Annotated in this window: 19 protein-coding genes; 7 read left to right on the top strand and 12 right to left on the bottom strand. The window is 71.7% G+C overall.

All coding sequences use genetic code 11. The features are described 5' to 3' along the window. The first annotated feature begins 124 nt into the window (after nt 1-124). Nucleotides 125-814 (top strand): response regulator transcription factor, encoded by a 690-nt coding sequence (locus ACH4DX_RS17940; protein ID WP_398155776.1) that lies wholly within the window; start codon nt 125-127, stop codon nt 812-814. A gap of 187 nt (nt 815-1,001) precedes the next feature. On the opposite strand, the gene ACH4DX_RS17935 is transcribed toward ACH4DX_RS17940, so the two are convergent. Continuing rightward, nucleotides 1,002-1,835 carry an endonuclease/exonuclease/phosphatase family protein gene (locus ACH4DX_RS17935; protein WP_398155775.1) on the bottom strand — a complete coding sequence of 278 codons (834 nt, stop codon included), beginning with the start codon at nt 1,833-1,835 and terminating at the stop codon, nt 1,002-1,004. A 378-nt stretch (nt 1,836-2,213) separates the two neighbouring features. On the opposite strand from ACH4DX_RS17935, the gene ACH4DX_RS17930 reads away from it, so the two are divergent. Next, nucleotides 2,214-2,651: an SAV_915 family protein gene (locus tag ACH4DX_RS17930; RefSeq protein WP_398155774.1), complete on the top strand. Its 438-nt coding sequence runs from the start codon at nt 2,214-2,216 to the stop codon at nt 2,649-2,651. 118 nt (nt 2,652-2,769) lie between these two features. Beyond that, entirely contained in the window at nt 2,770-4,269 is a 1,500-nt protein-coding gene (gene lysA / locus ACH4DX_RS17925) for a diaminopimelate decarboxylase (RefSeq protein ID WP_398155773.1), read from the top strand. A gap of 146 nt (nt 4,270-4,415) precedes the next feature. On the opposite strand, the gene ACH4DX_RS17920 is transcribed toward lysA, so the two are convergent. Together ACH4DX_RS17920 and ACH4DX_RS17915 are read right to left on the bottom strand one after the other, a co-directional pair. Then, entirely contained in the window at nt 4,416-5,051 is a 636-nt protein-coding gene (locus ACH4DX_RS17920; RefSeq protein WP_398155829.1) for a response regulator, read from the bottom strand. After that, entirely contained in the window at nt 5,051-6,202 is a 1,152-nt protein-coding gene (locus ACH4DX_RS17915) for a sensor histidine kinase (RefSeq protein ID WP_398155772.1), read from the bottom strand. The genes ACH4DX_RS17920 and ACH4DX_RS17915 overlap by 1 nt, the downstream gene beginning before the upstream one ends. A gap of 351 nt (nt 6,203-6,553) precedes the next feature. Between ACH4DX_RS17915 and ACH4DX_RS17910 the strand changes: the two genes are divergently transcribed. Next, entirely contained in the window at nt 6,554-7,147 is a 594-nt protein-coding gene (locus ACH4DX_RS17910) for a DedA family protein (RefSeq protein WP_398155828.1), read from the top strand. 115 nt (nt 7,148-7,262) lie between these two features. On the opposite strand, the gene purB is transcribed toward ACH4DX_RS17910, so the two are convergent. The 6 genes from purB to ACH4DX_RS17880 all read right to left on the bottom strand — a co-directional run bounded on the left by purB (nt 7,263) and on the right by ACH4DX_RS17880 (nt 16,290). After that, nucleotides 7,263-8,705 carry an adenylosuccinate lyase gene (gene purB / locus ACH4DX_RS17905; protein WP_398155771.1) on the bottom strand — a complete coding sequence of 481 codons (1,443 nt, stop codon included), beginning with the start codon at nt 8,703-8,705 and terminating at the stop codon, nt 7,263-7,265. A 78-nt stretch (nt 8,706-8,783) separates the two neighbouring features. Further along, nucleotides 8,784-9,629, bottom strand: a complete 846-nt coding sequence (locus tag ACH4DX_RS17900; RefSeq protein ID WP_398155770.1) for an SGNH/GDSL hydrolase family protein — start codon at nt 9,627-9,629, stop codon at nt 8,784-8,786. A gap of 384 nt (nt 9,630-10,013) precedes the next feature. Then, nucleotides 10,014-11,027, bottom strand: a complete 1,014-nt coding sequence (locus ACH4DX_RS17895; RefSeq protein ID WP_398155769.1) for a hemolysin family protein — start codon at nt 11,025-11,027, stop codon at nt 10,014-10,016. Next, nucleotides 11,024-12,364: a hemolysin family protein gene (locus ACH4DX_RS17890; protein ID WP_398155768.1), complete on the bottom strand. Its 1,341-nt coding sequence runs from the start codon at nt 12,362-12,364 to the stop codon at nt 11,024-11,026. The genes ACH4DX_RS17895 and ACH4DX_RS17890 overlap by 4 nt, the downstream gene beginning before the upstream one ends. A gap of 393 nt (nt 12,365-12,757) precedes the next feature. Continuing rightward, nucleotides 12,758-15,325, bottom strand: coding sequence for an ABC transporter permease (locus ACH4DX_RS17885; protein ID WP_398155767.1), 2,568 nt, complete (start codon nt 15,323-15,325; stop codon nt 12,758-12,760). Nucleotides 15,326-15,336: 11 nt separating this feature from the next. Further along, a complete protein-coding gene (locus ACH4DX_RS17880; protein ID WP_398155766.1) occupies nt 15,337-16,290 on the bottom strand; it encodes an ABC transporter ATP-binding protein in 954 nt (317 codons plus the stop codon). Between the two features lie 187 nt (nt 16,291-16,477). Here ACH4DX_RS17880 and ACH4DX_RS17875 point away from each other — a divergent pair, with 187 nt between their 5' ends. The 3 genes from ACH4DX_RS17875 to ACH4DX_RS17865 all read left to right on the top strand — a co-directional run bounded on the left by ACH4DX_RS17875 (nt 16,478) and on the right by ACH4DX_RS17865 (nt 17,680). Then, a complete protein-coding gene (locus ACH4DX_RS17875) occupies nt 16,478-16,705 on the top strand; it encodes a toxin-antitoxin system HicB family antitoxin (protein WP_030565916.1) in 228 nt (75 codons plus the stop codon). A gap of 36 nt (nt 16,706-16,741) precedes the next feature. Next, entirely contained in the window at nt 16,742-17,080 is a 339-nt protein-coding gene (locus tag ACH4DX_RS17870) for a fic family toxin-antitoxin system, toxin component (protein WP_398119070.1), read from the top strand. Between the two features lie 237 nt (nt 17,081-17,317). Then, a complete protein-coding gene (locus ACH4DX_RS17865) occupies nt 17,318-17,680 on the top strand; it encodes a VOC family protein (protein ID WP_398118174.1) in 363 nt (120 codons plus the stop codon). A gap of 109 nt (nt 17,681-17,789) precedes the next feature. Here the strand turns inward: ACH4DX_RS17865 and bioD are convergent, their stop codons facing one another. Genes bioD through bioB form a run of 3 tightly spaced genes read right to left on the bottom strand, consistent with a single transcriptional unit; the run spans nt 17,790 to nt 21,077 of the window. Continuing rightward, entirely contained in the window at nt 17,790-18,506 is a 717-nt protein-coding gene (bioD, locus tag ACH4DX_RS17860; RefSeq protein WP_398118176.1) for a dethiobiotin synthase, read from the bottom strand. Then, entirely contained in the window at nt 18,503-19,837 is a 1,335-nt protein-coding gene (locus ACH4DX_RS17855) for an adenosylmethionine--8-amino-7-oxononanoate transaminase (protein WP_398155765.1), read from the bottom strand. The genes bioD and ACH4DX_RS17855 overlap by 4 nt, the downstream gene beginning before the upstream one ends. After that, a complete protein-coding gene (gene bioB, locus ACH4DX_RS17850; RefSeq protein ID WP_398155764.1) occupies nt 19,830-21,077 on the bottom strand; it encodes a biotin synthase BioB in 1,248 nt (415 codons plus the stop codon). The genes ACH4DX_RS17855 and bioB overlap by 8 nt, the downstream gene beginning before the upstream one ends. Nucleotides 21,078-21,193: the final 116 nt, after the last annotated feature.

The raw sequence follows: 21,193 nt of genomic DNA, 5'->3' as shown, positions 1-21,193 counted from the left end.
AGGCGTCAGGGGCGGCTGGTGATCCGCTGGTGGTCGCTTTGCTTCACGGGACCGGACACTTTCGAGGGCACCGGACCGCACCGCGTGTGGCCTGCCCGCACGTACCTCCAGGAGGCGGCAACCGATGACCCGGGTGCTGGTGGTCGAGGACGACCCGCAGCTCGTACGGGCTCTGGAGATCAACCTCAGGGCACGCAAGTACGAGGTGGACGCGGCGGTCGACGGGGCCAGTGCCCGGCGTCTCGCGTCGGCGCGACCGCCCGACGTGGTCCTTCTTGATCTCGGGCTGCCCGACATGGACGGCATCGACGTGATCAGATGGCTGCGCGGCTCCAGCCGTGCGCCGATCCTCGTCGTGTCCGCCCGTCAGGCCTCCGCCGAGAAGGTCGCGGCGCTCGACGCGGGTGCCGACGACTACATCACCAAGCCGTTCAGCATGGACGAACTCCTCGCCCGGCTGCGGGCCGCCGTCCGCAGGCCGCACGCCGCGCAGCGCGACGAGGTCACCGCCGCGACCGTCGTCGAGACCGAAGGATTCACCCTCGACCTGGCCGCCAAGAAGGCGTTACGGGACGGTCGGGCCGTGCGGCTCACGCCGACGGAGTGGCACCTCCTGGAGGTCCTGGTCCGCCACCGCGGCCGCCTGGTGGGGCGGCAGCAGCTCCTCGCGGAGGTGTGGGGGCCGACGCACGGCGCGCGGAGCAACTACCTGCGGGTGTACATGGCTCAGCTGCGCCGCAAGCTGGAACCGGACCCGGCCCATCCGCGGCATCTGATCACGGCGCCGGGGATGGGGTACCGGTTCGAGGCGTAGGGGTACGCGTGTGCGTAGGGGAGCGCGTGTGCGTAGGGGTGCGTGTGCGTAGGGATGCGCATACGCGTAAGCGTTCTCGTACCCGTACCCGTAGGCGTGGTCCCAGGTGTGGGCGTACGGAGGTGAGAGTTGGGGCTTTGGGGCGGGACTGGGGCGCGCGGACCGGGCTCTGCGCGGGCGTGCGGAGTCAGTCGGCCGGGTGCGCGTCGCCCCGCAGGTCCGCGACCACCGCGGCGTGGTCGGACGGCCAGACTCCGCCGACCGGGCCGTCACCCGCACGCCGTATCCCGCGCACCGCGCCGAGACCGCCCGGGCCCGGCGGGCCGACATGGACGTAGTCGATCCGGGCGCTCGGCTCGAACGTCAGCGCCACGTACGGGTTCGCCGCGTCCCAAGTGGCGGACGCCGCGCCCGGGTCGGCGTACTCCCAGGCGTCCAGAAGCACCTGCCCCGGAACCGCGGGAGCCGTACGGTATCCGCCGTGCAGCCGCATCTCGTCCGAGTCCGGCCAGGCGTTGAAGTCACCCGTGACCACGGGCGGGAAGTCCGTGCCGCCCCGGTGCTTCGCGACGCACTCCGCGAGCGCCGCGACCTGGGCGCACCGCGTCGCCGACGCGTGCGGCGGAGACGACAGGTGGGTGGTGAAGAAGGGCACGTCCTGCCCGGGAGCGGCAATGCGCGCGTGCAGCGCGACGCGGCCGTCGTCCGCCGCGTCGAGCGGCGGCAGCTGGGACACGGCGCGCTCCGCGATGGGCCAGCGGCTCAGGACCGCGTTGCCGAAGGCCACCGTCGGGTCGTCGATGCGCCGCTGCCACCGTTCGGGGGTCCGCGAAGGCTCCCACGTCCAGTGCAGGTCGAGCTCCCCCGCCAGCCATTCCGCGAGGTTCTCGCCGTCCCGTTCCCACACCTCCTGCAAGCCCACGACGTCCGGCCGCAGTTCGCGCAGCACCGTACGGATCGCCTTCCTCCGCTGCTGCCACGGGCCGAAACGCCACCACACGTTCCACGTCACTATCCGCACGCGGGTCCTCACTCGTTCGGGCCCGTCGACCGGGCCGCGCGTCAGCAGAATGTCAGCGTGTTGCCTTTTACCGTCAACGGCGCGTCATGACTGGTCGGATGACACCCCGTGCCGGGCATACCGTCACTGTGTGCCCGGCGCTCGCCGCCCGACACCCGGGCGACCGCCCGGATCTACGTGGGTCCGCCGGAACGCATGGGACTCCTCGCGCCTTCCGAGGTCCCGCGAGCCCCCGAGTGCCCCCGCGGGCTTCCGTAAGCCCCCGCAGGCCTCGGAAAAACCCCTGCGGACCTCGTGGGCCTCCGGAAGTGTCCTCAGCGCTCCGCAAGTGTCCTCAAGGCTCCGCAAGTCTCCTCAATCGCTTCAAGGAGGAATCACATGGCGCAGCAACTGGTGTACGGGGAAGACCCCGAGCCCTCCGAACGCCGCCCGGCCGGACCGCTCTTCGTACCCGTCCGGCCGGGACCCGCGGGCTGTGTCGCCCGCCTGTTCCGCACTTCCGTCGGTGGCCGCACCGCCGTCGGCTTCACCACACCACTACGTCTCACCGACGCACTCGGCGCCCGCCAGCCCTGGATCCGGCTCTCCGAGCCCGCCCTGCGCGCCCTCACCGAACCCCTGGGCATCACCGCGGTCACCGTCGACCCCCGTCTGACCCCCGCCCCGCTCGCGCCTCTCGCCGCCTCCGTGGCCCCACCCCGGCACACTCCGCTGCGCGCCGCGCGGGATCGCGCATGGGCCCCCCGGGCCGTCGGCGCCCTGCGCGTCACCGGGGCAGCTCCTCCGGTCGGCGCACTGACCGCGTGGCTCGGCTGAGGACAACTGATCTGGCGGCAGCTGGCCTGGCACAGCTGGCCTGGCGGCAGCTGGCCTGAAGGGGACCGGCCTGAAGGCAACTGTGAAGACGACGACGAGGCGAAACGAGAAGCCAGCCATGACTTTTGCGGACATCCCCGCGGCCAGCCCCGCGGCACCGGCGATTCCGGAGACGCCAGCGGCCCCGGCGGCCCCGCTGGCCGCAGCGGCCCCTGTGACTCCGGTGACCGGCGGTCACATCACGTCCCTTACCTCCGACGACGGCGATGGTGGCGGCGATTGCCGCCAGGGCGGCGAGTGCGGCGACGGTGGTGGTGGCGACGGCGGCCTGGCCGTCTGGCCGCACTCCACCGCCCACCTCGCCCACGGCGACCTGGCCGTCGGCGGTGTCCCCCTCACCGAGGTCGCCGACCGCTTCGGCACCCCGGCCTATCTGCTCGACGAGGCCGAGGTGCGGGGGCGCTGCCGCACCTACGTGCAGTCCTTTCCCGACACCGACGTCCTGTACGCCGCCAAGGCGTTCCTCTGTCGTGCCATGGCCCACTGGGTCGCCGAGGAGGGCCTGGGCCTCGACGTCTCCTCCGCCGGTGAACTCGAACTGGCCGTCACCACCGGCTTCCCCGCCGCCCGCATCGTCCTGCACGGCAACGCCAAGAGCCCCGAGGACCTGCGCGCCGCCCTGCGCCTCGGCGTCGGCCGCATCGTCATCGACAGCGCTTCGGAGATCGCACGCCTGGCCGCAGCCGTGCCGCCCGGCAGCCGTCAGAAGGTCCTCGTACGGGTCGTCCCCGGCATCGCCGCCGGCGGTCACAGCAAGATCCAGACGGGTACCGAGGACCAGAAGTTCGGCCTGTCCATCACGGACGGCTCCGCGCAACACACCATCGCCCGCATACTGGACCAGCCCAGCCTTGAACTGGTCGGCCTGCACTGCCACTTGGGTTCGCAGATCACCGCCGAAAAACCCTTCCTGTGCGCGGTGCGCCGCCTGGTCGGCCTGATGGCACGCATCAAGGACCACCACGGCATCACCCTCCCCGAACTGGACCTCGGCGGCGGCCACGGCATCGCCTACCACCCTGGCGAGAGCGCCCTCGACATCCCCTCCCTCGCCCGCAAGGTACGCGCCGAACTCGCCGAGAGCTGCGCCGCCACAGGCCTCGCCGTCCCCCGTCTGATCGTCGAACCCGGGCGCGCCATCGCCGGGCCCGCGGGCGTCGCCCTCTACCGCGTCCTGTCCGTCAAACGCACCAACGACCACACCTTCGTCGCCGTCGACGGTGGCATGAGCGACAACCCGCGCCCTGCTCTCTATGGCGTCCGCTATCTGCCGCGCCTCATCGGCCGCCGTTCCACCGCCGCGCCCGCGCCCGTGACCGTCGTCGGTCGCCACTGCGAGGCCGGCGACGTGCTCGCCGCGGACATCGCGCTACCGTCCGACATCCGCCCCGGCGACCTGCTCGCCGTCCCCGTCGCCGGCGCCTACCACCTGTCGATGGCCTCCGGCTACAACCTCGTCGGCCGTCCCCCCGTCATCGCCGTCGCCGACGGCCACGCCCGCCTCCTCGTACGGCGTGAGTCCCTGGAGGACTTCCGCAGCCGGGACGTCGGCCTCTGAACGCCCCTACGGCCGACGGCCGCGCAACAACACACGGCGCGGTTGACACGGCAGGACCGCAAGCTCACTCTGCTCCTCTCACGCGGCCCTCCGCCCTCACGAAGCACGCGGCCCTTCGTCCTCACGAACCGCGTTGCCCTTCGTCCTCACGAACCAAGAAAGCGCAGGATCGCGAGCACCCGGCGGCTGTAGCCCGTGACACCGGACAGCTCCAGCTTGTCGAAGATCGCGTTCACATACTTCTCCACGGCGCTCTGCGAAACGTGCAGCTGCTCCGCGATGGCAGCGTTCGTATGGCCCTGCGCCATCTTGGCGAGCACCTCACGCTCCCGCTCCGTCAGCCGCTGCAAGGGGTCCACATGGCTGCTGAACGTCAGCAACTGTCGTACCACCTCCGGGTCGAACGCCGTCCGGCCCGCACCGACGCGGTCGAGCGCGTCCAAGAACTCGTCGACCTGGACGACTCGGTCCTTGAGCAGATACCCCACCCCCTCCGTCCCCGTCGTCAACAAGTCGGTGGCATACCGCCGTTCGACATACTGCGACAGGACGAGAACCCCGGTCTCCGGCCAGGTCCGGCGGATCTCCAGGGCGGCCCGCAGCCCCTCGTCGGTGTGCGTCGGCGGCATCCGCACATCCACCACGGCGGCGTCCGGCGGCTCAGCGGTGATCGCCTCGAGCAGGGCGCTCGCGTCCCCCACGGACGCCGTCACCTCGTGGCCCTCGTCGGCGAGCAGCCGGGCCAGGCCCTCGCGCAGCAGCGTCGAGTCGTCGGCGAGCATTACACGCATGGCAACTCCGCGGTGATGACAGTGGGGCCTCCGGCCGGACTGGCCACCGTCAACGTACCGTCGAGCGCTGCGACCCTGCGGGTCAGGCCCAGCAGCCCGCTCCCGCACGGGTCCGCCCCACCGCGGCCGTCGTCCTCCACACACAGCCGCAGCAGCGTGCCCGTACGGTCGGCCCGCACCGTCACCAGGCCGGCGCCGGAGTGCTTGACCGCGTTCGTCACCGCTTCGGCCGCGACGAAGTACGCGACTGCCTGCGCCGTCGGCGGGGGTATGTCCCGCAGGTCGCAGGAGAGCCGGACGGGTATCGCGGCCCGCTCGGCCACCGATTCCAGGGCGGCGGCGAGTCCGCCCTCGTCGAGCGCCGCCGGATACACGCGCCATGCCACCTCTCGCAGCTCCACCAGTGCTTGTTGCGACTCCTCGTGGGCCTGGCGGAGCAGCTCGGCGGACTTGCCGGGGTCCGGCGCCCGGCGGGCCCTGCCGAGCAGCATCCCGAGGGCCACAAGACGCTGCTGGACGCCGTCGTGCAGATCCCGCTCGATGCGCCGCCGCTCGTCGTGGACGGCCTGCACGACTCCGGCGCGGCTCTCCGCCAGCTCCCCGATGCGTCGCTGCATGCTCATGCGGTCGCTGGGGCTGAGGAAATGCCGTGCCAGCTGCTCGTCCATCAACGCCACGGCATGCACTCCCTGCATGCTCAGAAAGAGGAGGAACAGGCCCCCGCACCCGGAGAGCACCATGGTCACCGGCCACCGGTCGAGGTCGACCCAGAACCAGCCCCACACCAGCAGCGACGCGTAACCGGCACCGGAGACAGCCGCCAGGAGCACCACTCCGCCCAGGACGCCCACCGTCCAGCGTGTGGACACATAGGCGAGGGCGGGCATGCCGGTCAGCGGCGCGGTGACGCCTGTCGGGTCCGGGCCGTACCAGAGAGTCATCCGGCGTCGCTGCCATCCCGCCCACCGGCGGGCGCCCGCGAGTATCGGGGTCTCGCCGCGGCGCTCGTCGGCGGAGCGCCCGAGTGTGACGAGCAGCCACAGCCCGGACGCCAGCGTCAGGACCAGCTCGACGGCGGCGCTGAGGAATCCGAGGAGGACTCCGGCGGTGACGCGCAGTCGGCGGACGAGGAAGTTTCGCATGATCAATCACGCTAGCCGAGCGGTGCGCGGAGCGGACTGCGGAAAACCGCAAAGCTGTCTGCGGTAGGCCGCAGGCGGTATCTACGGCGTCCCGCAGAGGGTGCCTGCGGCGTTCCGCAAGTGGTGCCTGCGGCGTCCCGCAGCGCAACTGTGCGGCCGCCCTCATACCGGGGCTGCCTGCGATTTCGTACCGTCGAAGACATGATCCTCACCGCTCAGCACACGCTCGCTGCCGCACCCGAGTCCGTCGCGGCACCGGCCCCACCCGTCTTTGGACCCACGCACGTGGCGCATGCGGCCGCGCCCGCCGACGCCCCCGCGGGCGGCATAGCGGGGTGGGCGGCGGATCTCATGGACTCGCTCGGCGCGGTCGGTGCCGGCGCGGCGATCGCGCTGGAGAATCTGTTCCCGCCCCTGCCCAGCGAGGTGATCCTGCCCCTGGCCGGGTTCGCCGCCAGCCAGGGCAAGTTCAGCCTCCTGGCGGCCCTGCTGTGGACGACGGTCGGCTCGGTCGTCGGGGCCCTCGCGCTGTACTGGGTCGGCGCCCTGCTGGGCCGGGACCGCACGGTCGCCGTCGCCGCACGCCTGCCGCTGGTCAAGACGTCGGACATAGAGAAGACGGAGGCGTGGTTCAGCCGGCACGGCACCAAGGCCGTGTTCTTCGGCCGCATGATCCCGATCTTCCGCAGCATGATCTCGATACCGGCCGGTGTGGAGCGGATGCCGCTGCCCGTTTTCCTGGGCCTCACGACGCTGGGCAGCCTGCTGTGGAACAGCGTGTTCGTGCTGCTCGGCTACGGCCTCGGCAGCCGCTGGCACGAGGTCGCCGACGTGGTCGGCCTGTACTCGAAGGCCGTGCTCGGCGTCGTCGCCCTGGCTGTCCTGGTGTTCGTGGTGAACCGCATACGCAAGGCGGGCCGCGGCACACACCGGGGGAGGAGCTGACCCCACCCAGTGCGCGAGCCGCGACCCGCCCGCAGGAGTACGAACGACCCGACCGACACAGAGATCACCCGACCGACTCGGAGATCAGAGGACCGTCATGGCCGAACCACCGAACCTAGAGAATCGCGCCGGGCTTGTAGGCCGCCGCCTCCGGGTGCTCCTTGAGGACGGCCTCGACCTGGGCGACGACCGTGGCGACCTGGTCGCTCGCGGCACCGGTGAACGACAACTTGTCGGCCATCAGCTCGTCCAGCTGGGCGCGGTCCAGCGGGATGCGAGAGTCGGCGGCGAGCTTGTCCAGGAGTTCGTTGCGCTCAGCGCCCTGCTCACGCATGGCGAGGGCGGCGGCGACGGCGTTCTCCTTGATCGCCTCGTGGGCCTCCTCACGGCCCACACCGGCCCGTACGGACGCCATGAGCACCTTGGTGGTGGCGAGGAAGGGCAGATAGCGGTCCAGCTCGCGGGCGACGACAGCTGGGAAAGCGCCGAACTCGTCAAGGACCGTCAGGAACGTCTCCAGCAGGCCGTCCAGCGCGAAGAAGGCGTCGGGCAGGGCCACGCGGCGCACGACCGAGCAGGAGACGTCGCCCTCGTTCCACTGGTCCCCGGCCAGCTCGGCGGTCATCGAGGCGTAGCCGCGGAGGATGACGGTCAGGCCGTTGACGCGCTCGCAGGAGCGGGTGTTCATCTTGTGCGGCATCGCGGACGAGCCGACCTGGCCGGGCTTGAAGCCTTCGGTGACCAGTTCGTGCCCGGCCATCAGGCGGATCGTCTTGGCCAGCGAGGACGGGGCGGCGGCGAGCTGCACGAGCGCCGTCACCACCTCGTAGTCGAGGGAGCGGGGGTAGACCTGACCGACGGAGGTGAAGGCACGGTCGAAGCCGAGGTGGGAGGCGATGCGGCCTTCGAGTTCGGTGAGCTTGTCGGTGCCGCCGCCGAGCAGGTCGAGCATGTCCTGGGCGGTGCCGACGGGGCCCTTGATGCCGCGCAGCGGGTAGCGGCCGAGGAGGTCCTCCAGGCGGCGGTGGGCCACGAGCAGCTCGTCGGCGGCCGTGGCGAAGCGCTTGCCGAGGGTGGTGGCCTGGGCGGCGACGTTGTGGGAGCGGCCGGCCATGACCAGCTCGGCGTACTCACCGGAGAGCCTGCCCAGGCGGGCGAGGACGGCGACGGTGCGGGACCTGACCAGTTCGAGGGAGAGGCGAACCTGCAACTGCTCCACGTTCTCGGTGAGGTCGCGGGAGGTCATGCCCTTGTGGACGTGCTCGTGACCGGCGAGGGCGTTGAACTCCTCGATGCGGGCCTTCACATCGTGCCGGGTGACCTTCTCGCGCTCGGCGATGGAGGCCAGGTCGACCTGGTCGAGCACCCGCTCGTAGTCGGTGATCGCGGCGTCCGGCACATCGATGCCGAGGTCCTTCTGGGCGCGCAGGACGGCGAGCCAGAGGCGGCGCTCCAGCTTCACCTTCTGCTCGGGCGACCAGAGCATCGCGAGCTCGGTGGAGGCGTAACGCCCGGCGAGGACGTTCGGGATACGGGGCTTTGCAGGCGCAGCAGTCACAGTCGGCCATTCTACTGTCGGTTTGTGCAGGCCAGCGCCATGGGCCGGATCGTCGGAAGCTACAAGAGGTGGGCCGGGTCAGGCTGTGTCCGGTTCCACGCGGCGCCAGGTCTGGACGGGGCCCGGGGCCGCCGGATCGTTCGGCGTGACCCAGAACGCGCGGCCGGTCCCGGGATCCACGTGAGCGCCCACGCGGCCGTCACCGGACGAGCGGCCGGTCAGTCGGCGGCCGATCCAGGGGCCCAGGTGCTGCCGTGCGAAGCGCAGGTCGCTCGCCCGGCGGGCGGCCCAGGCGGCGCGAGCCGCGGGCGGCAGCGGTGTGCGCCAGTCGTCCACCTCTTCGTGGCCGAGTGTCTGCCACACCGCCTCGGCGACGCGGCGGTGTCCCTCCGCCGTCAGGTGCAGCCGGTCCACGTCCCACATCCGCTGGTCCCCGAGCGCCGTGGACCCGTACAGATCGACGACGACGGCTCCGTGCCGGTCCGCGAGTTCGTCGACGTAGTGGAAGAGTTCTTCCATGCGGGGGCGGAACCGTTCGAGGACCGGGCCCTGGCGGCCGGGGCTGCGCATCAGGACCAGTTGTTTGCAGGCCGGGGCGAGGGTCTCCACCGCGTGTTCCAGCAGCCCGCGCACGCGCCCCATGTCGCACTTGGGCCGCAGGGTGTCGTTGAGGCCGCCGACGAGGGTGACCACATCGGCGCCGAGTGCGGCGGCCATGGGGGCCTGTTCCTCGGCGATCTGACCGATGAGCTTGCCGCGTACGGCGAGGTTGGCGTAGCGGAATCCGGGGGCGCGGGTCGCGAGACGCTCGGCGAGGACATCGGCCCAGCCGCGGTAGCTGCCGTCCGGCAGCAGATCGGACATGCCCTCGGTGAAGGAGTCGCCGATCGCGACGAGGCTTGTGTGATGGGGATCGATCTGCATGGCGATGCGATGGTATCCCGCCCTCGCCGGAGCCGCCGGAGCCGCCGGAGCCGCCGGAGCCGCCGGAGCCGCCGGAGCCGCCGGAGCCGCCGGAGCCGCCGGGGGTGCCGGAGCTGCCGGGGGTGCCGGAGCTGCCGTAGGTGGCCCGGGCGGTTCCGGTGGACCGAGGCCCAGCCCCGTGCCGTGGCGGGTACCCCCGCCTCGCGGCCCCGACCTGGGGCCGCACCCCAGGCCCCTGGGCCGCGGACCGCAAGGGCTTGGTCCCAGGCCGGCCCCTGGGCCGCGGACCGCGGGGGCTCGGTCCAGGACCCCCGACCGCAAGCCAAGGCCCCTGACCGCAGGACTCAGCGGCCCGGGGGCCTGCGGTCAGGGGGGAAGGGCACCTCACACAGGCTGGCCGAACAGCTCCCGCAGGACGTCCTCCATGGTGACCATCCCGGCAAGCCTGCCGTCCTCGCCGAGCACCGCGGCCACATGGGTGCGGCTGCCCCGCATGGCCGTCAGGACGTCGTCCAGCGGGGTGGCCGCCCGTACCCTGGCGATGGACCGCATGTCCGCCACCCGGAACGGCAGGTCCCGCGGGCTGACGTCGAGGGCGTCCTTGACGTGGAGGTAGCCGACGATGCGGCGCCCCTCGTCGACGACGGGGAAGCGGGAGAAGCCGGTCTCGGCCGATAGCGCCTCCAGTTGTTCCGGCGTGACGCCCACGTGCGCGTACTTCACGCGCTCCAGCGGAAGCACCACGTCACGCACCGGGCGACGACCCAGCTCCAAGGCTTCGTGGAGGCGCTCCTGGGCCCGGTCGTCGATCAGGCCCGCGTCGCTGGAGTCCTGTACCAGACGGGCCAGCTCGGCGTCCGAGAAGGTGGCCGCGACCTCGTCCTTCGTCTCGACCCGCAGCAGCTTCAGGATCGCGTTGGCGAACGCGTTGATCGCGAAGACGAGCGGGCGCAGCGCCCGCGCGCACGTCACCAGGGGCGGCCCGAGCAGCAGCGCGCTGCGTACCGGCTCGGCCAGGGCGATGTTCTTCGGGATCATCTCGCCGAGCAGCATGTGCAGATACGTCGCCACGGCCAGCGCGATGACGAACGAGATCGGGTGGACGAGGCCGTGCGGCACGCCCACACCGTTGAAGATCGGTTCCAGGAGATGCGCGATCGCGGGCTCGGCGACGACGCCGAGCACCAGGGTGCACAGCGTGATGCCGAGCTGTGCGGCGGCCATGAGGACGGACACGTGCCGCAGGCCCCACAGGACGCTCTTGGCGCGCCGGTCGCCGTCCTCGGCGTGCGGCTCGATCTGGCTGCGCCTCACGGAGATCAGGGCGAACTCGGCGCCGACGAAGAAGGCGTTGACGACGAGCGTCGCCAGGCCGATCAGCAGCTGTATGGCGGTCATCGATCGTCCTCCTCGGGCTCGTCGTCCGCGGCGTCGGCGGGCGCGTGCAGCAGCACCCGGGCGGCGCGGCGGCCCGTGGCGTCCATGACGTCCAGACGCCAGTGGGCCACCTCGACCGTGTCTCCGGCGGCGGGGATGCGGCCGAGCTCGGTGGCGACAAGGCCTGCCAGCGTCTCGTACGGGCCGTCGGGCGCCCGCAGGCCCACGCGGGCGAGCTGGTCGGTGCGTGCGGCACCGTCCGCCGAGTACAGCGCGCGGCCGTCCTCGTCGGTGCCCGCCGGTGCGAGGTCGGGCGTCTCGTGCGGGTCGTGCTCGTCGTGGACCTCGCCGACGACTTCCTCGACGATGTCCTCCAGGGTTGCGACGCCCGCCGTGCCGCCGTACTCGTCGATGACGACGGCCATGGTGCGCTTGCCCGAGAGCCGGTCCAGGAGGCGTTCGACGGTCAGCGACTCCGGTACGAGCAGCGGTTCGCGCATCAGCTCGTGCACGGACTGGCGCGGCCTGCGCTCGGCGGGCACGGCCAGGATGTCCTTGATGTGGACGACACCGACGACCGAGTCGAGGCTGCCGCGGTAGATCGGGAACCGGGACAGACCGGTCGCACGGGTGGCGTTGGCGACGTCCTCGCAGGTGGCCTGCACGTCGAGGGCGACGACCTGCACGCGCGGGGTCATGACGTTCTCCGCGGTGAGGTCGGCCAGGTTCAGCGTGCGCATGAACCGCTCGGCGGTGTCCGGCTCCAGGGCGCCCTCCTTGGCGGAGTGCCGCGCAAGGGCGACCAGCTCCTTGGGGCCGCGCGCCGAGGCGAGCTCCTCGGTGGGCTCCATGCCGATGCGGCGCACCGCGCGGTTCGCCGTGTTGTTCAGGTGCTTGATGAAGGGCCTGAACGCGGCGCTGAAGAAGCGCTGCGGCGTCGCCACGCGCTTGGCGATGGCTAGGGGTGAGGAGATCGCCCAGTTCTTGGGTACCAGCTCACCAACGACCATCAGGAAGATCGTCGACAGGGCGGTGCCGAGCATGAGGGCGACCGTCGAGGACGCGGAGTCGGGCACGCCGGCGGCGTTCAGCGGGCCCTCGATGAGATCTCCGATGGCCGGTTTGGCGAGCATGCCGACGACGAGGCCGGTCACGGTGATGCCGAGCTGGGCGCCGGAGAGCTGGAAGGTGAGGTTCTTGACGGCCTTGAGGGCGCTGGCGGCGCCCCGCTCGCCGCGTTCGACGGCACGCTCCAGGTCGCTGCGCTCCACGGTGGTGAGCGAGAACTCCGCGGCGACGAAGACGCCGCACGCGAGCGAGAGCAGCACCGCCAGGAGAAGCAGAAGCACTTCGGTCATCGGGTCACCTCCGTCCCATGGTCGGCCACGGGCGTGGTGAATGCGCGATGTCGGGTACTGGTGCTGGTGGTACTGGGAGGCTCGCCCATGGGCGGACGCTCACACCTTTCCGTAAGGTTCGAATGCGAATGATCCGACCATGTTAAAGGATCGGCAAAACACTGGACTCCATGTGACTCTGGGTGACATCATGTAACTCAACGACACCGTGTGATCCCCGCCGGGTGTCCCCGCTGTGCCGCTTACCCCCGCCGCACCGCTTCAGTCGGTGAGCGGCTTCACCCAGCGGCTCCACTCCGGCTGCGGCGCACGTCGGGGGTGCGGGCCGTACACGTAGATCGTTCTCGGCGGTATCCCACCACCGCCCGGGGCCCGCACGCGAGGGGCGCCCCCTCACTCGTGCGCGATCGCCTCCAGGACGTTCATGCGCGACGCCCGCAGCGCCGGAAGGAGCGCCGCGACGATCCCGACCACCACCGAGCCCACGACGACGGCCACGACCGTCGACCACGGCACCGCGAACGCCGTCAGCCCCTGCAACTCCAGGACCTGATGCATGGACACCCCCCACACCAGACCGAGTACGAGACCGAGCACCGCCCCGAACACCGCGATCACCACCGACTCCAGGCGGATCATGCGGCGCAGCTGCCGCCGCGCGAGGCCGATCGCGCGGAGCAGCCCGATCTCCCGGGTGCGCTCGACGACCGACAGGGCCAGGGTGTTGACCACGCCCAGCACCGCGATCACGATCGCGAGGCCGAGGAGCGCGTACACGAGATACAGCATCACGGCGATCTGATTGCGTATCAGCTTCTTGTAGTCGGCCTGGTCGCGCACCTGGACCTGCGGGTACGGGTCGAGAGCGGCGTCCAGACGGTCGCGCAGGGTGTCGGCGTCCGTGCCCGGCGCGGCATTCACGTACACGGCGGAGTCCTGGCCGTCGGGCACGTGCTTCTCCAGCGTGTCGAGTCCCATGAACACCCCGCCCCGCATGCCGGGGCCCTCGGGCCCGTCCAGGTCGGTGAGCGCGGCCACGGTCAGTCGGGCCCCGCGCTTGTCGGGGAACTCCACGGGCAGTACCGAACCGAGGCGGACGCCGTGGTCCTCGGCGTAGTCCCGGTCCATCGCGAGGTTTCCGGGGGCCAGGGCCCGCGCCGAACTGCCCTGCGCGTACGTCATCTTCACGACGTCGTCGAGCTGTGGTCCGTACCCGGCGGCGGTCGTCCTGGTCGTCCCGCCGTCGGGCGTGCGCAGCTTCAGCGGGGTGAAGCGGTTGCGTACGACGTCGGTGGTGCCCTCGGTGGCCCGCACCTTCTCGGTGACCTCGAGGGGGAACGGCATGAACGCGTTGTTCTGCACGACGAAGTCCGCGCCGAGGGTCTTGTCGATCTGCTCGTCGAACGACTTGGTCATGGAGGCGCTGGCCACCGACAACCCGCCGACCAGGGCCAGGCCCACCATCAGCGCGGCCGCCGTGGCGCCGGTGCGGCGCGGGTTGCGCAGCGCGTTGCGCTGGCTCATCCGGCCCACCGAGCCGAACAGGGCGGGGAAGGCGCCGCCGAGCACCCGGATCACCGGACGCACCAGGAGCGGGCCCGCCACGACGGTGGCGACGAGGCTGAGGACGACACCGAGGCCGAGCAGCGACGCCGACGTCGAGGTGTCGGACGAGGCCGCGCACCCGACGAGCGCGGCGACCCCGGCCGCCGCCACGACCCCGCCGACGACGGCCCGTGTCCGCAACGGCCGCCCCACACCCGCGATCTCGGCGTCCGCGAGCGCCGCCATGGGGGACACCTGCGCGGCCCGGCGCGCGGGCAGGTACGCCGCGAGGAAGGTGACGCCCACCCCGACCACGTACGACACCACCGGTGTCGGCCAGGCGATCACCATCTCCGTGGACTTCAGGTTCATGCCGAGCAGACCCATCAGCTCGATGAGTCCGGCGGCCAGTCCGATTCCGGCGGCGAGGCCGAGGGTGGAGCCGACCACGCCGAGCAGCACGGCCTCGATCAGTACCGAGCGGCGCACCTGCCTGCGGTCGGCGCCGAGCGCGCGCAGCAGCCCCAGTTCGCGGGTGCGTTGCGCGATGAGCATCGAGAAGGTGTTGACGATCAGGAAGATGCCGACGAGGACCGCGACGCCGGCGAAGCCGAGCATCACGTACTTGATGACGTCGAGGAAGCCGCCGAGCTCGGACGCGGCCGACTCGGCCTGTTCGTCCGCGGTCTTCAGGTCGTAGGAGGTGCCGAGTTCGGCGGCGATACGGCGCTTCAGCTCGGCGTCGGGGACTCCGGGCGCGGCGTCGACGGCGATGCCGGTCGCCGCGCCCCTGTCACCGAGCAGCTTGGCCTGCGCGGTAGGTGTGTCCAGGAAGACGAGGGCCGCGCCGGGGTTGGTGGTCGTGAACGTGACGATGCCGACGACCCGGACCTTGAACGAGCCGGGTGCGGCGAGGACCGACAGCGTGTCCCCGATCTCCACGTCCTTCTTGTCCGCGGTGTCCGCGTCGACCAGGGCCTCCCCGGCGCCGCGTGGGGCCCGGCCCGAGGTGAGCCGCACCGGGCTGCGGTCGGTCTCGTACCAGTTGGAGGCGATCGTGGGCGCGCCGCTCGTGGGGCTGACGGTGTTGTTGTCGCGGTCGACGACCGTGATGTTCTCGACCTCCGCGTCCACGTGCGTGGCGGCGACGCCGTCGACCTTCGCGAGCTGCCGTGCCACCGCCGCGGGCAGGGTCGGGGTCCGTCCCGTCGGCAGGCTCTCGTCGAGGTCGTCGTCCGCGGGCGCGACCGTCACGTCGGCGGAGGTGGACGCGAAGAGCCGGTCGAAGGTGCGGGCGACGGTGTCGGAGAAGATCAGACTGCCCGCGACGAACGCCACCGACAGGATCACGGCGAGCGCGGACAGGGCCAGCCTGCCCTTGTGCGCGAGGAAGCTGCGGAGCGTGGCCTTCAGCACGGGTAACCGCCTCAGTCCTGGGTGGCCGGGTCGTCGGGGGAGCCGGGCGCCTGAGGGCCCGCAGGGGTGGACCGCGTAGGCGGGGCGGCGCCTTCGGGCGCGGGTGGAACGGCGCTTTGCGGGCTGGGGCGCGCGGGCGGGACGGCGCCCTCAGGCACGGGCCGTTCGCCTTGGAGTGCGGGACGTGCGCCCTGGAGCGCGTCGAAGCGTTTCATCCGCTCCAGGACCCCCTCCGCCGTGGGCCGCGGCATCTCGTCCACGATCCGGCCGTCCGCGAGGAAGAGTACGAGGTCGGAGTGGCCGGCGGCGGCCGGGTCGTGGGTCACCATGACCACCGTCTGGCCCAGTGCGTCCACCGCATCGCGCAGGAACCCGAGGACCTCGAGACCCGCCCGCGAGTCGAGGTTGCCGGTCGGTTCGTCGGCGAAGATCAGCTCCGGGCGGGAGGCGAGGGCGCGCGCGCACGCCACGCGCTGCTGCTGCCCGCCCGAGAGCTGCGCGGGCCGGTGCCGCAGCCGGTCGCGCAGGCCGAGCGTGTCGATGACGTGCTCCAGCCACTCGGAGTCGGGGCGCTTACCCGCGATGTCCATGGGCAGCGTGATGTTCTCGCGCGCGGTCAGTGTCGGGATGAGGTTGAACGACTGGAACATGAAGCCCACCCGGTCCCGCCTGAGCTGCGTCAGCTCGCGCTCCTTCAGGCCGGTGATCTCCGTCTCGCCGAGCCACACCTGACCCGCGGAGACCGAGTCGAGGCCGGCCAGAGTGTGCATCAGCGTGGACTTGCCGGAACCGGAAGGACCCATCACGGCCGTGAACCGCCGGCGCGCGATGTCCACGTCCACCGCGTCCAGGGCGATCACCGCCGTCTCACCGGAGCCGTACGCCTTCGTCAGCCCGCGGGCGCGGGCGGCTGCGCCACCGGGCTCGGTGGGCTCCGTGTGCGGTGCCGAAGCTGATGTGGACAAGGCCGCCTCCCGGGTCGTGGCCGCCCCGACTCGCGTTTGCCAGCGGAGAGTCCAGCGAAGAGTAGACGCTCGTACCCGGGGGCTGGTATCCCTCGGAAGTCGGTCGAACGAGCGTGTGTAAGGAGCACCTGTCGGGCTCCTTCCGAACCTCTTGCCGGTGCTAGCGCATCGGCGCTAGCTTGTGGGCATGGCGAAGACTCAGCTGAACGTGCGGGTGGACGAGGACACCGCCCGGGCCGCGCGCGAGCGCGCCACGGCCCGCGGCATGAGCGTCAACCGCTACATCGAAGAGCTGGTCAAGCAGGACGCGGGCGAGCTCGGCCACACCTTCGTGGAGGCCGCCGCCGACTTCATGAAGCAGTACGAGTCGGTCTTCGCCGAGGAGTTCGGCGCGGAGCGCGAGGGTCGTCGCTGACCGTTGGACCTCAGAATCGACCTCGCCTGGCTCCTCATGGTCGCCGAGCACAAGACGCCCGGCGATCCGCAGGTCACCGACTGGGGCGCCCTGGTCGCCGCCGTCGCACGCCACCAGGCGGAGATCTTCGGCGTACCCGTCTACGAGGGACCCCACGACCGCGCCGCCGCGCTGCTCCAGCTCCTGCTGCACCTGCCCGCCCTCGAACGCTCCAACGCGCTCTTCGCCTCCTCGGTCGCGTACGCCTACCTCGTCGCCAGCGGGGTCAAGGTGGTGACGTCCCCCGAGCAGGTACGGGACCTGGCCCGCCTGATCAAGGAGGGCGGGGCGAGCGTCGAGGACATAGCCCGTGAGCTGCGGCAATGGAGCCTGTGAGGGACCTCTGCTGGACCTTTGAGGGACCTCGGAGTGGGCTCCGAAGGAGCTTAACGGGAGCTCCCCAAGGACTTTTGGCGGCGCATCGGCCCGCTCGGGCGGCAGACACCGGCTACACGCACCGGCGGCAAACACTGGCAGCAAATCCCGGTGGCAGACACCGATGAGTTGTGGCCCGCCCATCGGTCAGCACAGGGCAAGCAGTCACGACGCCCCCGCCACCTCTGGAGTACGGACATGCCCGCCACCATCCAGCCCATGCTGATCACCCCCGATCTGGAACGTCTCACCGCCTTCTACAAGGAGCTGTTCGGCGCGCAGGAGACCGACCGGGTGCCGGACGAAGGCCCCGTCTTCTTCCTGGGCCTGCGCATCGAGGACTCCGCCCTCGGCATCGTCGCCGACAAGAGCGTCGAACTCGGCACCCCGCAGCGCTCGCTCCTGAGCGTGACGGTAGCATCCGTGGACGACCTGCTCGCGCGCGTCGAAGCGCTCGGCGGCACGGTGCGCGGCCCGGCGAACGACATGCCGTGGGGCGAGCGGGTCGCGCACATCCAGGATCCGGACGGCAACGCGGTGAACCTTGTCCAGCCCATCTGACGACGGGGCTCAGGCCTCGGGCGGGCGGCGGCGACCGCGGCCGGACGGTGCGCGAAGTACAGCCCGTTGCCCGCGCCGACCCCTACTTCACGGCCGGGTCCGCCACCTCCTACACGGCCTGGTCCGCCAGGTCCCGCACGTCCCACCGCCCCCCGAGCCCCGGCCCGAGCCATCCCGCGGCGCGGTCACGGAACGCGGACGCGTCCAGCGCCCCCGCGCCCTCGGGCACCGCACCCAGCAGGGGAGCCCCCGCCGCGTCGGCCAGCTCGGCCAGGTTGCAGCGCGACGCCAGGTCCGGTGCGGCGGGCCAGCTGCCGATGACGACGCCGGCGGCGGTCAGGCCGCGGGCGCGCAGGGCCTCACCGGTCAGCGTCGTCACGTTGAGGGTGCCGAGCCCGGCCGTGGTCACGACGAGGACGGGCGCGCCGAGGAGCCGGGCCGCGTCCGCGAGCGTCGCCCCCGCCCGGTCGAAGCGGACCAGCAGACCGCCCGCACCCTCGACCAGGACCAGATCGTGCGAGGCCGCCAACTTCGCCGCGGCCTCGGCGACCTCGGCGGGCGTGACCGGCGCGAGCCCGGCACGCCCGGCGGCCGTCGCCGGTGCCAACGGCTCCGGATAGCGGGCGAGTTCGACCCCGGTGACCCGGTCGCCCGCGAGCCGCCGCACCTCGGCGACGTCCCCTGGCTCACCGGGCCCGACGCCCGTCTGGGCGGGCTTCAGGACGGCGACGCTGCGCCCGGCGGCGACGGCGAGCGCGGCCACCGCGGCGGTCGTCACCGTCTTGCCGATCTCCGTGCCCGTACCGGACACCACGAGCACGCTCACGCGGACACCTCCTCACCGTTCGCGGCCGTGCTGGCGGCCGCCGCCGCGCACACCGCGCGGCCGATCCTCGCGACGTCGTCGTCACCGGTCACGAAGGGCGGCATCGTGTAGATCAGATCGCGGAACGGCCGCACCCAGACGCCCTCACGGACGGCGGCACGCGTCGCCGCGGCCATGTCGACCGGACGGTCCAGCTGTACGACACCGAGTGCGCCCAGTACCCGTACGTCCTGGACGCCGGGCAGCCCGGCCGCGGGAGCGAGCGCCGCCCGCAACCCCGTCTCGACGCGCTTGACCTCGGTCTGCCAGTCCTGCCCGAGCAGCAGGTCGATGGAGGCACCCGCCACCGCCGCGGCCAGCGGATTGCCCATGAACGTCGGCCCGTGCGCGAGCACCGGCACCTCGCCGCGCGCGATGCCCGCCGCGACCCGGGCGGTGCACAGCGTCGCCGCCATCGTGAGGTAGCCGCCGGTCAGGGACTTGCCCAGACACATCACGTCCGGGGTGACGCCCGCGTGGTCCGCCGCGAACAGGGCCCCCGTGCGACCGAAGCCCGTCGCGATCTCGTCGAACACGAGCAGCACGTCGTGCGCGTCGCAGGCCTCGCGCAGGGCCCGCAGATACCGCGGGGAGTGGAAGCGCATCCCGCCCGCGCCCTGCACGACCGGCTCCACGATCACGCCCGCGAGCTCCTGGGCGTGCCGTCCGATCAGGTCGTGCAGATGCTGCGCGTACGTCTCGTCGTACGCGTCGAACCCGGCGGGCGGCTGCCCGGCGAAGACCTGCTCGGGAAGGACGCCCTGCCACAGACTGTGCATGCCGCCCTGCGGGTCGCACACCGACATCGGCTGCCAGGTGTCGCCGTGGTAGCCGCCGCGCCAGGTGAGCATCCGGCGCTTCTCCGGCCTGCCGAGCGAACGCCAGTGCTGGAGGCACATCTTGACCGCGACCTCCACCGACACCGAGCCGGAGTCGGCCAGGAAGACGTGCTCCAGGCCGTCCGGAGTGATGTCGACAAGTCGCTTCGCCAGGCGCACGGCGGGCTCGTGCGTGAGTCCGCCGAACATCACATGGCTCATGCGGTCGAGCTGGTCGCGTACCGCCTCGTTGAGGACGGGGTGGTTGTAGCCGTGGATGGCCGACCACCACGACGACATGCCGTCGACCAGCTCGCCCACACCGGTGACCTTCAGCCGCACCCCGGTGGCCGACTCCACGACCAGGGGTTCCTGGCGGCCCGGCATCGGTCCGTAGGGGTGCCAGACGTGGGCGCGGTCGAGGTCCAGGATCTCTCGCAGGCCCAGGCCGGGGGCCGCCGTGCCCTCACGCATTGGGGGCCAGGTCCGTGCCGGCGCCACGACGGCGTACCGCGACCAGGTCCGTGCGCGCCCCCGGCACCCCGGTGGGCTCGGGTGCCCCGGCGGAATCCGGCACCCCGGCCGCCCCGGGCACCCCAGCCGCCTCGGGCGCCGACCCCGCGCCAAGTACCGACTCGGCCCCGTGCACCGGCTCTTCCGAACCGCACGCCGACTCCTCAGAGCCGCACACGGAACCGCAGCCGCCGCCCCTGCGGTGCTCCGGCAGCGTCACCTGGTCCGTGGTCTCCACCTCGAAACCGGCGTCCGCGATCATCTCCAGGTCGGCCTTGCCCGCCTGGCCCTCGCTCGTCAGATAGTCGCCGAGGAAGATCGAGTTGGCGAGGTGCAGAGCGAGCGGCTGCATCGTCCGCAGGTGCAGCTCGCGCCCGCCCGCGATGCGGACCTCGACGTCCGGGCAGACGAAGCGGACCATGGCGAGGATGCGCAGACAGCGCTGCGGGGAGAGGTTCCACTCCTTGGCGAGGGGGGTGCCCTCGAACGGGATGAGGAAGTTCACCGGCACCGAGTCGGTGTCGAGCTCGCGCAGGGCGAAGACCACGTCGACCAGGTCGTCATCCGTCTCGCCCATGCCCGCGATCAGACCCGAGCAGGCGGAGAGCCCCGCCGCGTGTGCCTTCCGCACGGTGTCGACGCGGTCGGCGTACGTGTGCGTCCTGGTGATCTCGCCGTACGTCGCCTCGGACGTGTTCAGGTTGTGGTTGTACGCGTCGGCGCCGGCCCCGCGCAGCCGCTCGGCCTGGCCGTCGGAGAGCAGGCCGAGGCAGGCGCAGACCTCGACGCCCTCGTTCTGCTCCTTGATCGTTTTGATGGTGTCGGAGACCCGGTCGACGTCCCGGTCCGTCGGCCCCCGGCCGCTCGCCACCAGGCACACCCGCTTCGCGCCGCCGGCGAGCCCGGCGGCCGCCGCCTCGGACGCCTCCTGCGGCTTCAGCCAGGTGTACTTGAGGATCCCGGTGTCCGCGCCGAGCCGCTGCGAGCAGTACGAGCAGTCCTCGGGGCACAGACCGGACTTGAGGTTGACCAGATAATTGAGTTTCACCCGCCGTCCGAACCACTGACGCCGTACCTTTCCGGCCGCCGCCACCACGTCGAGCAACTGCTCGTCGGAGGTCGCCAGCACGGCGAGCGCCTCTTCACGGCTCGGCAGCTCGCGCCGAAGCCCCTTGTCCACCAGCGTGTTCAGCAGATCCATGGCGCTGATCCTGACGCAAGCCGGTCGCTATGACCATGGAGATTCTGAACAACAGAAGCGATGAGAGGTGTGGGTATTGCCACACCATGGCCGGGTGGCGTGCCCGCTAGGGTCTG

It is taken from the genome of Streptomyces sp. NPDC017940 (assembly GCF_044328435.1).
GTDB lineage: Bacteria > Actinomycetota > Actinomycetes > Streptomycetales > Streptomycetaceae > Streptomyces.
The sequence above is the reverse complement of the archived record's forward strand: the minus strand, read 5'-3'. Positions and strand labels throughout refer to the sequence as shown.

Bases quoted from the DNA above. Each gene is read 5' to 3' on its own strand.
- ACH4DX_RS17900 (WP_398155770.1), bottom strand. From the start codon at position 9,629: ATGCAGATCGATCCCCATCACACAAGCCTCGTCGCGATCGGCGACTCC.
- ACH4DX_RS17865 (WP_398118174.1), top strand. From the start codon at position 17,318: ATGCCCGCCACCATCCAGCCCATGCTGATCACCCCCGATCTGGAACGT.
- ACH4DX_RS17875 (WP_030565916.1), top strand. From the start codon at position 16,478: ATGGCGAAGACTCAGCTGAACGTGCGGGTGGACGAGGACACCGCCCGG.
- ACH4DX_RS17920 (WP_398155829.1), bottom strand. From the start codon at position 5,051: ATGCTCGCCGACGACTCGACGCTGCTGCGCGAGGGCCTGGCCCGGCTG.
- lysA (WP_398155773.1), top strand. From the start codon at position 2,770: ATGACTTTTGCGGACATCCCCGCGGCCAGCCCCGCGGCACCGGCGATT.
- ACH4DX_RS17915 (WP_398155772.1), bottom strand. From the start codon at position 6,202: ATGCGAAACTTCCTCGTCCGCCGACTGCGCGTCACCGCCGGAGTCCTC.
- ACH4DX_RS17910 (WP_398155828.1), top strand. From the start codon at position 6,554: ATGGACTCGCTCGGCGCGGTCGGTGCCGGCGCGGCGATCGCGCTGGAG.
- bioB (WP_398155764.1), bottom strand. From the start codon at position 21,077: ATGGATCTGCTGAACACGCTGGTGGACAAGGGGCTTCGGCGCGAGCTG.
- ACH4DX_RS17870 (WP_398119070.1), top strand. From the start codon at position 16,742: ATGGTCGCCGAGCACAAGACGCCCGGCGATCCGCAGGTCACCGACTGG.
- ACH4DX_RS17890 (WP_398155768.1), bottom strand. From the start codon at position 12,364: ATGACCGAAGTGCTTCTGCTTCTCCTGGCGGTGCTGCTCTCGCTCGCG.
- ACH4DX_RS17930 (WP_398155774.1), top strand. From the start codon at position 2,214: ATGGCGCAGCAACTGGTGTACGGGGAAGACCCCGAGCCCTCCGAACGC.
- ACH4DX_RS17895 (WP_398155769.1), bottom strand. From the start codon at position 11,027: ATGACCGCCATACAGCTGCTGATCGGCCTGGCGACGCTCGTCGTCAAC.
- ACH4DX_RS17940 (WP_398155776.1), top strand. From the start codon at position 125: ATGACCCGGGTGCTGGTGGTCGAGGACGACCCGCAGCTCGTACGGGCT.
- ACH4DX_RS17855 (WP_398155765.1), bottom strand. From the start codon at position 19,837: ATGCGTGAGGGCACGGCGGCCCCCGGCCTGGGCCTGCGAGAGATCCTG.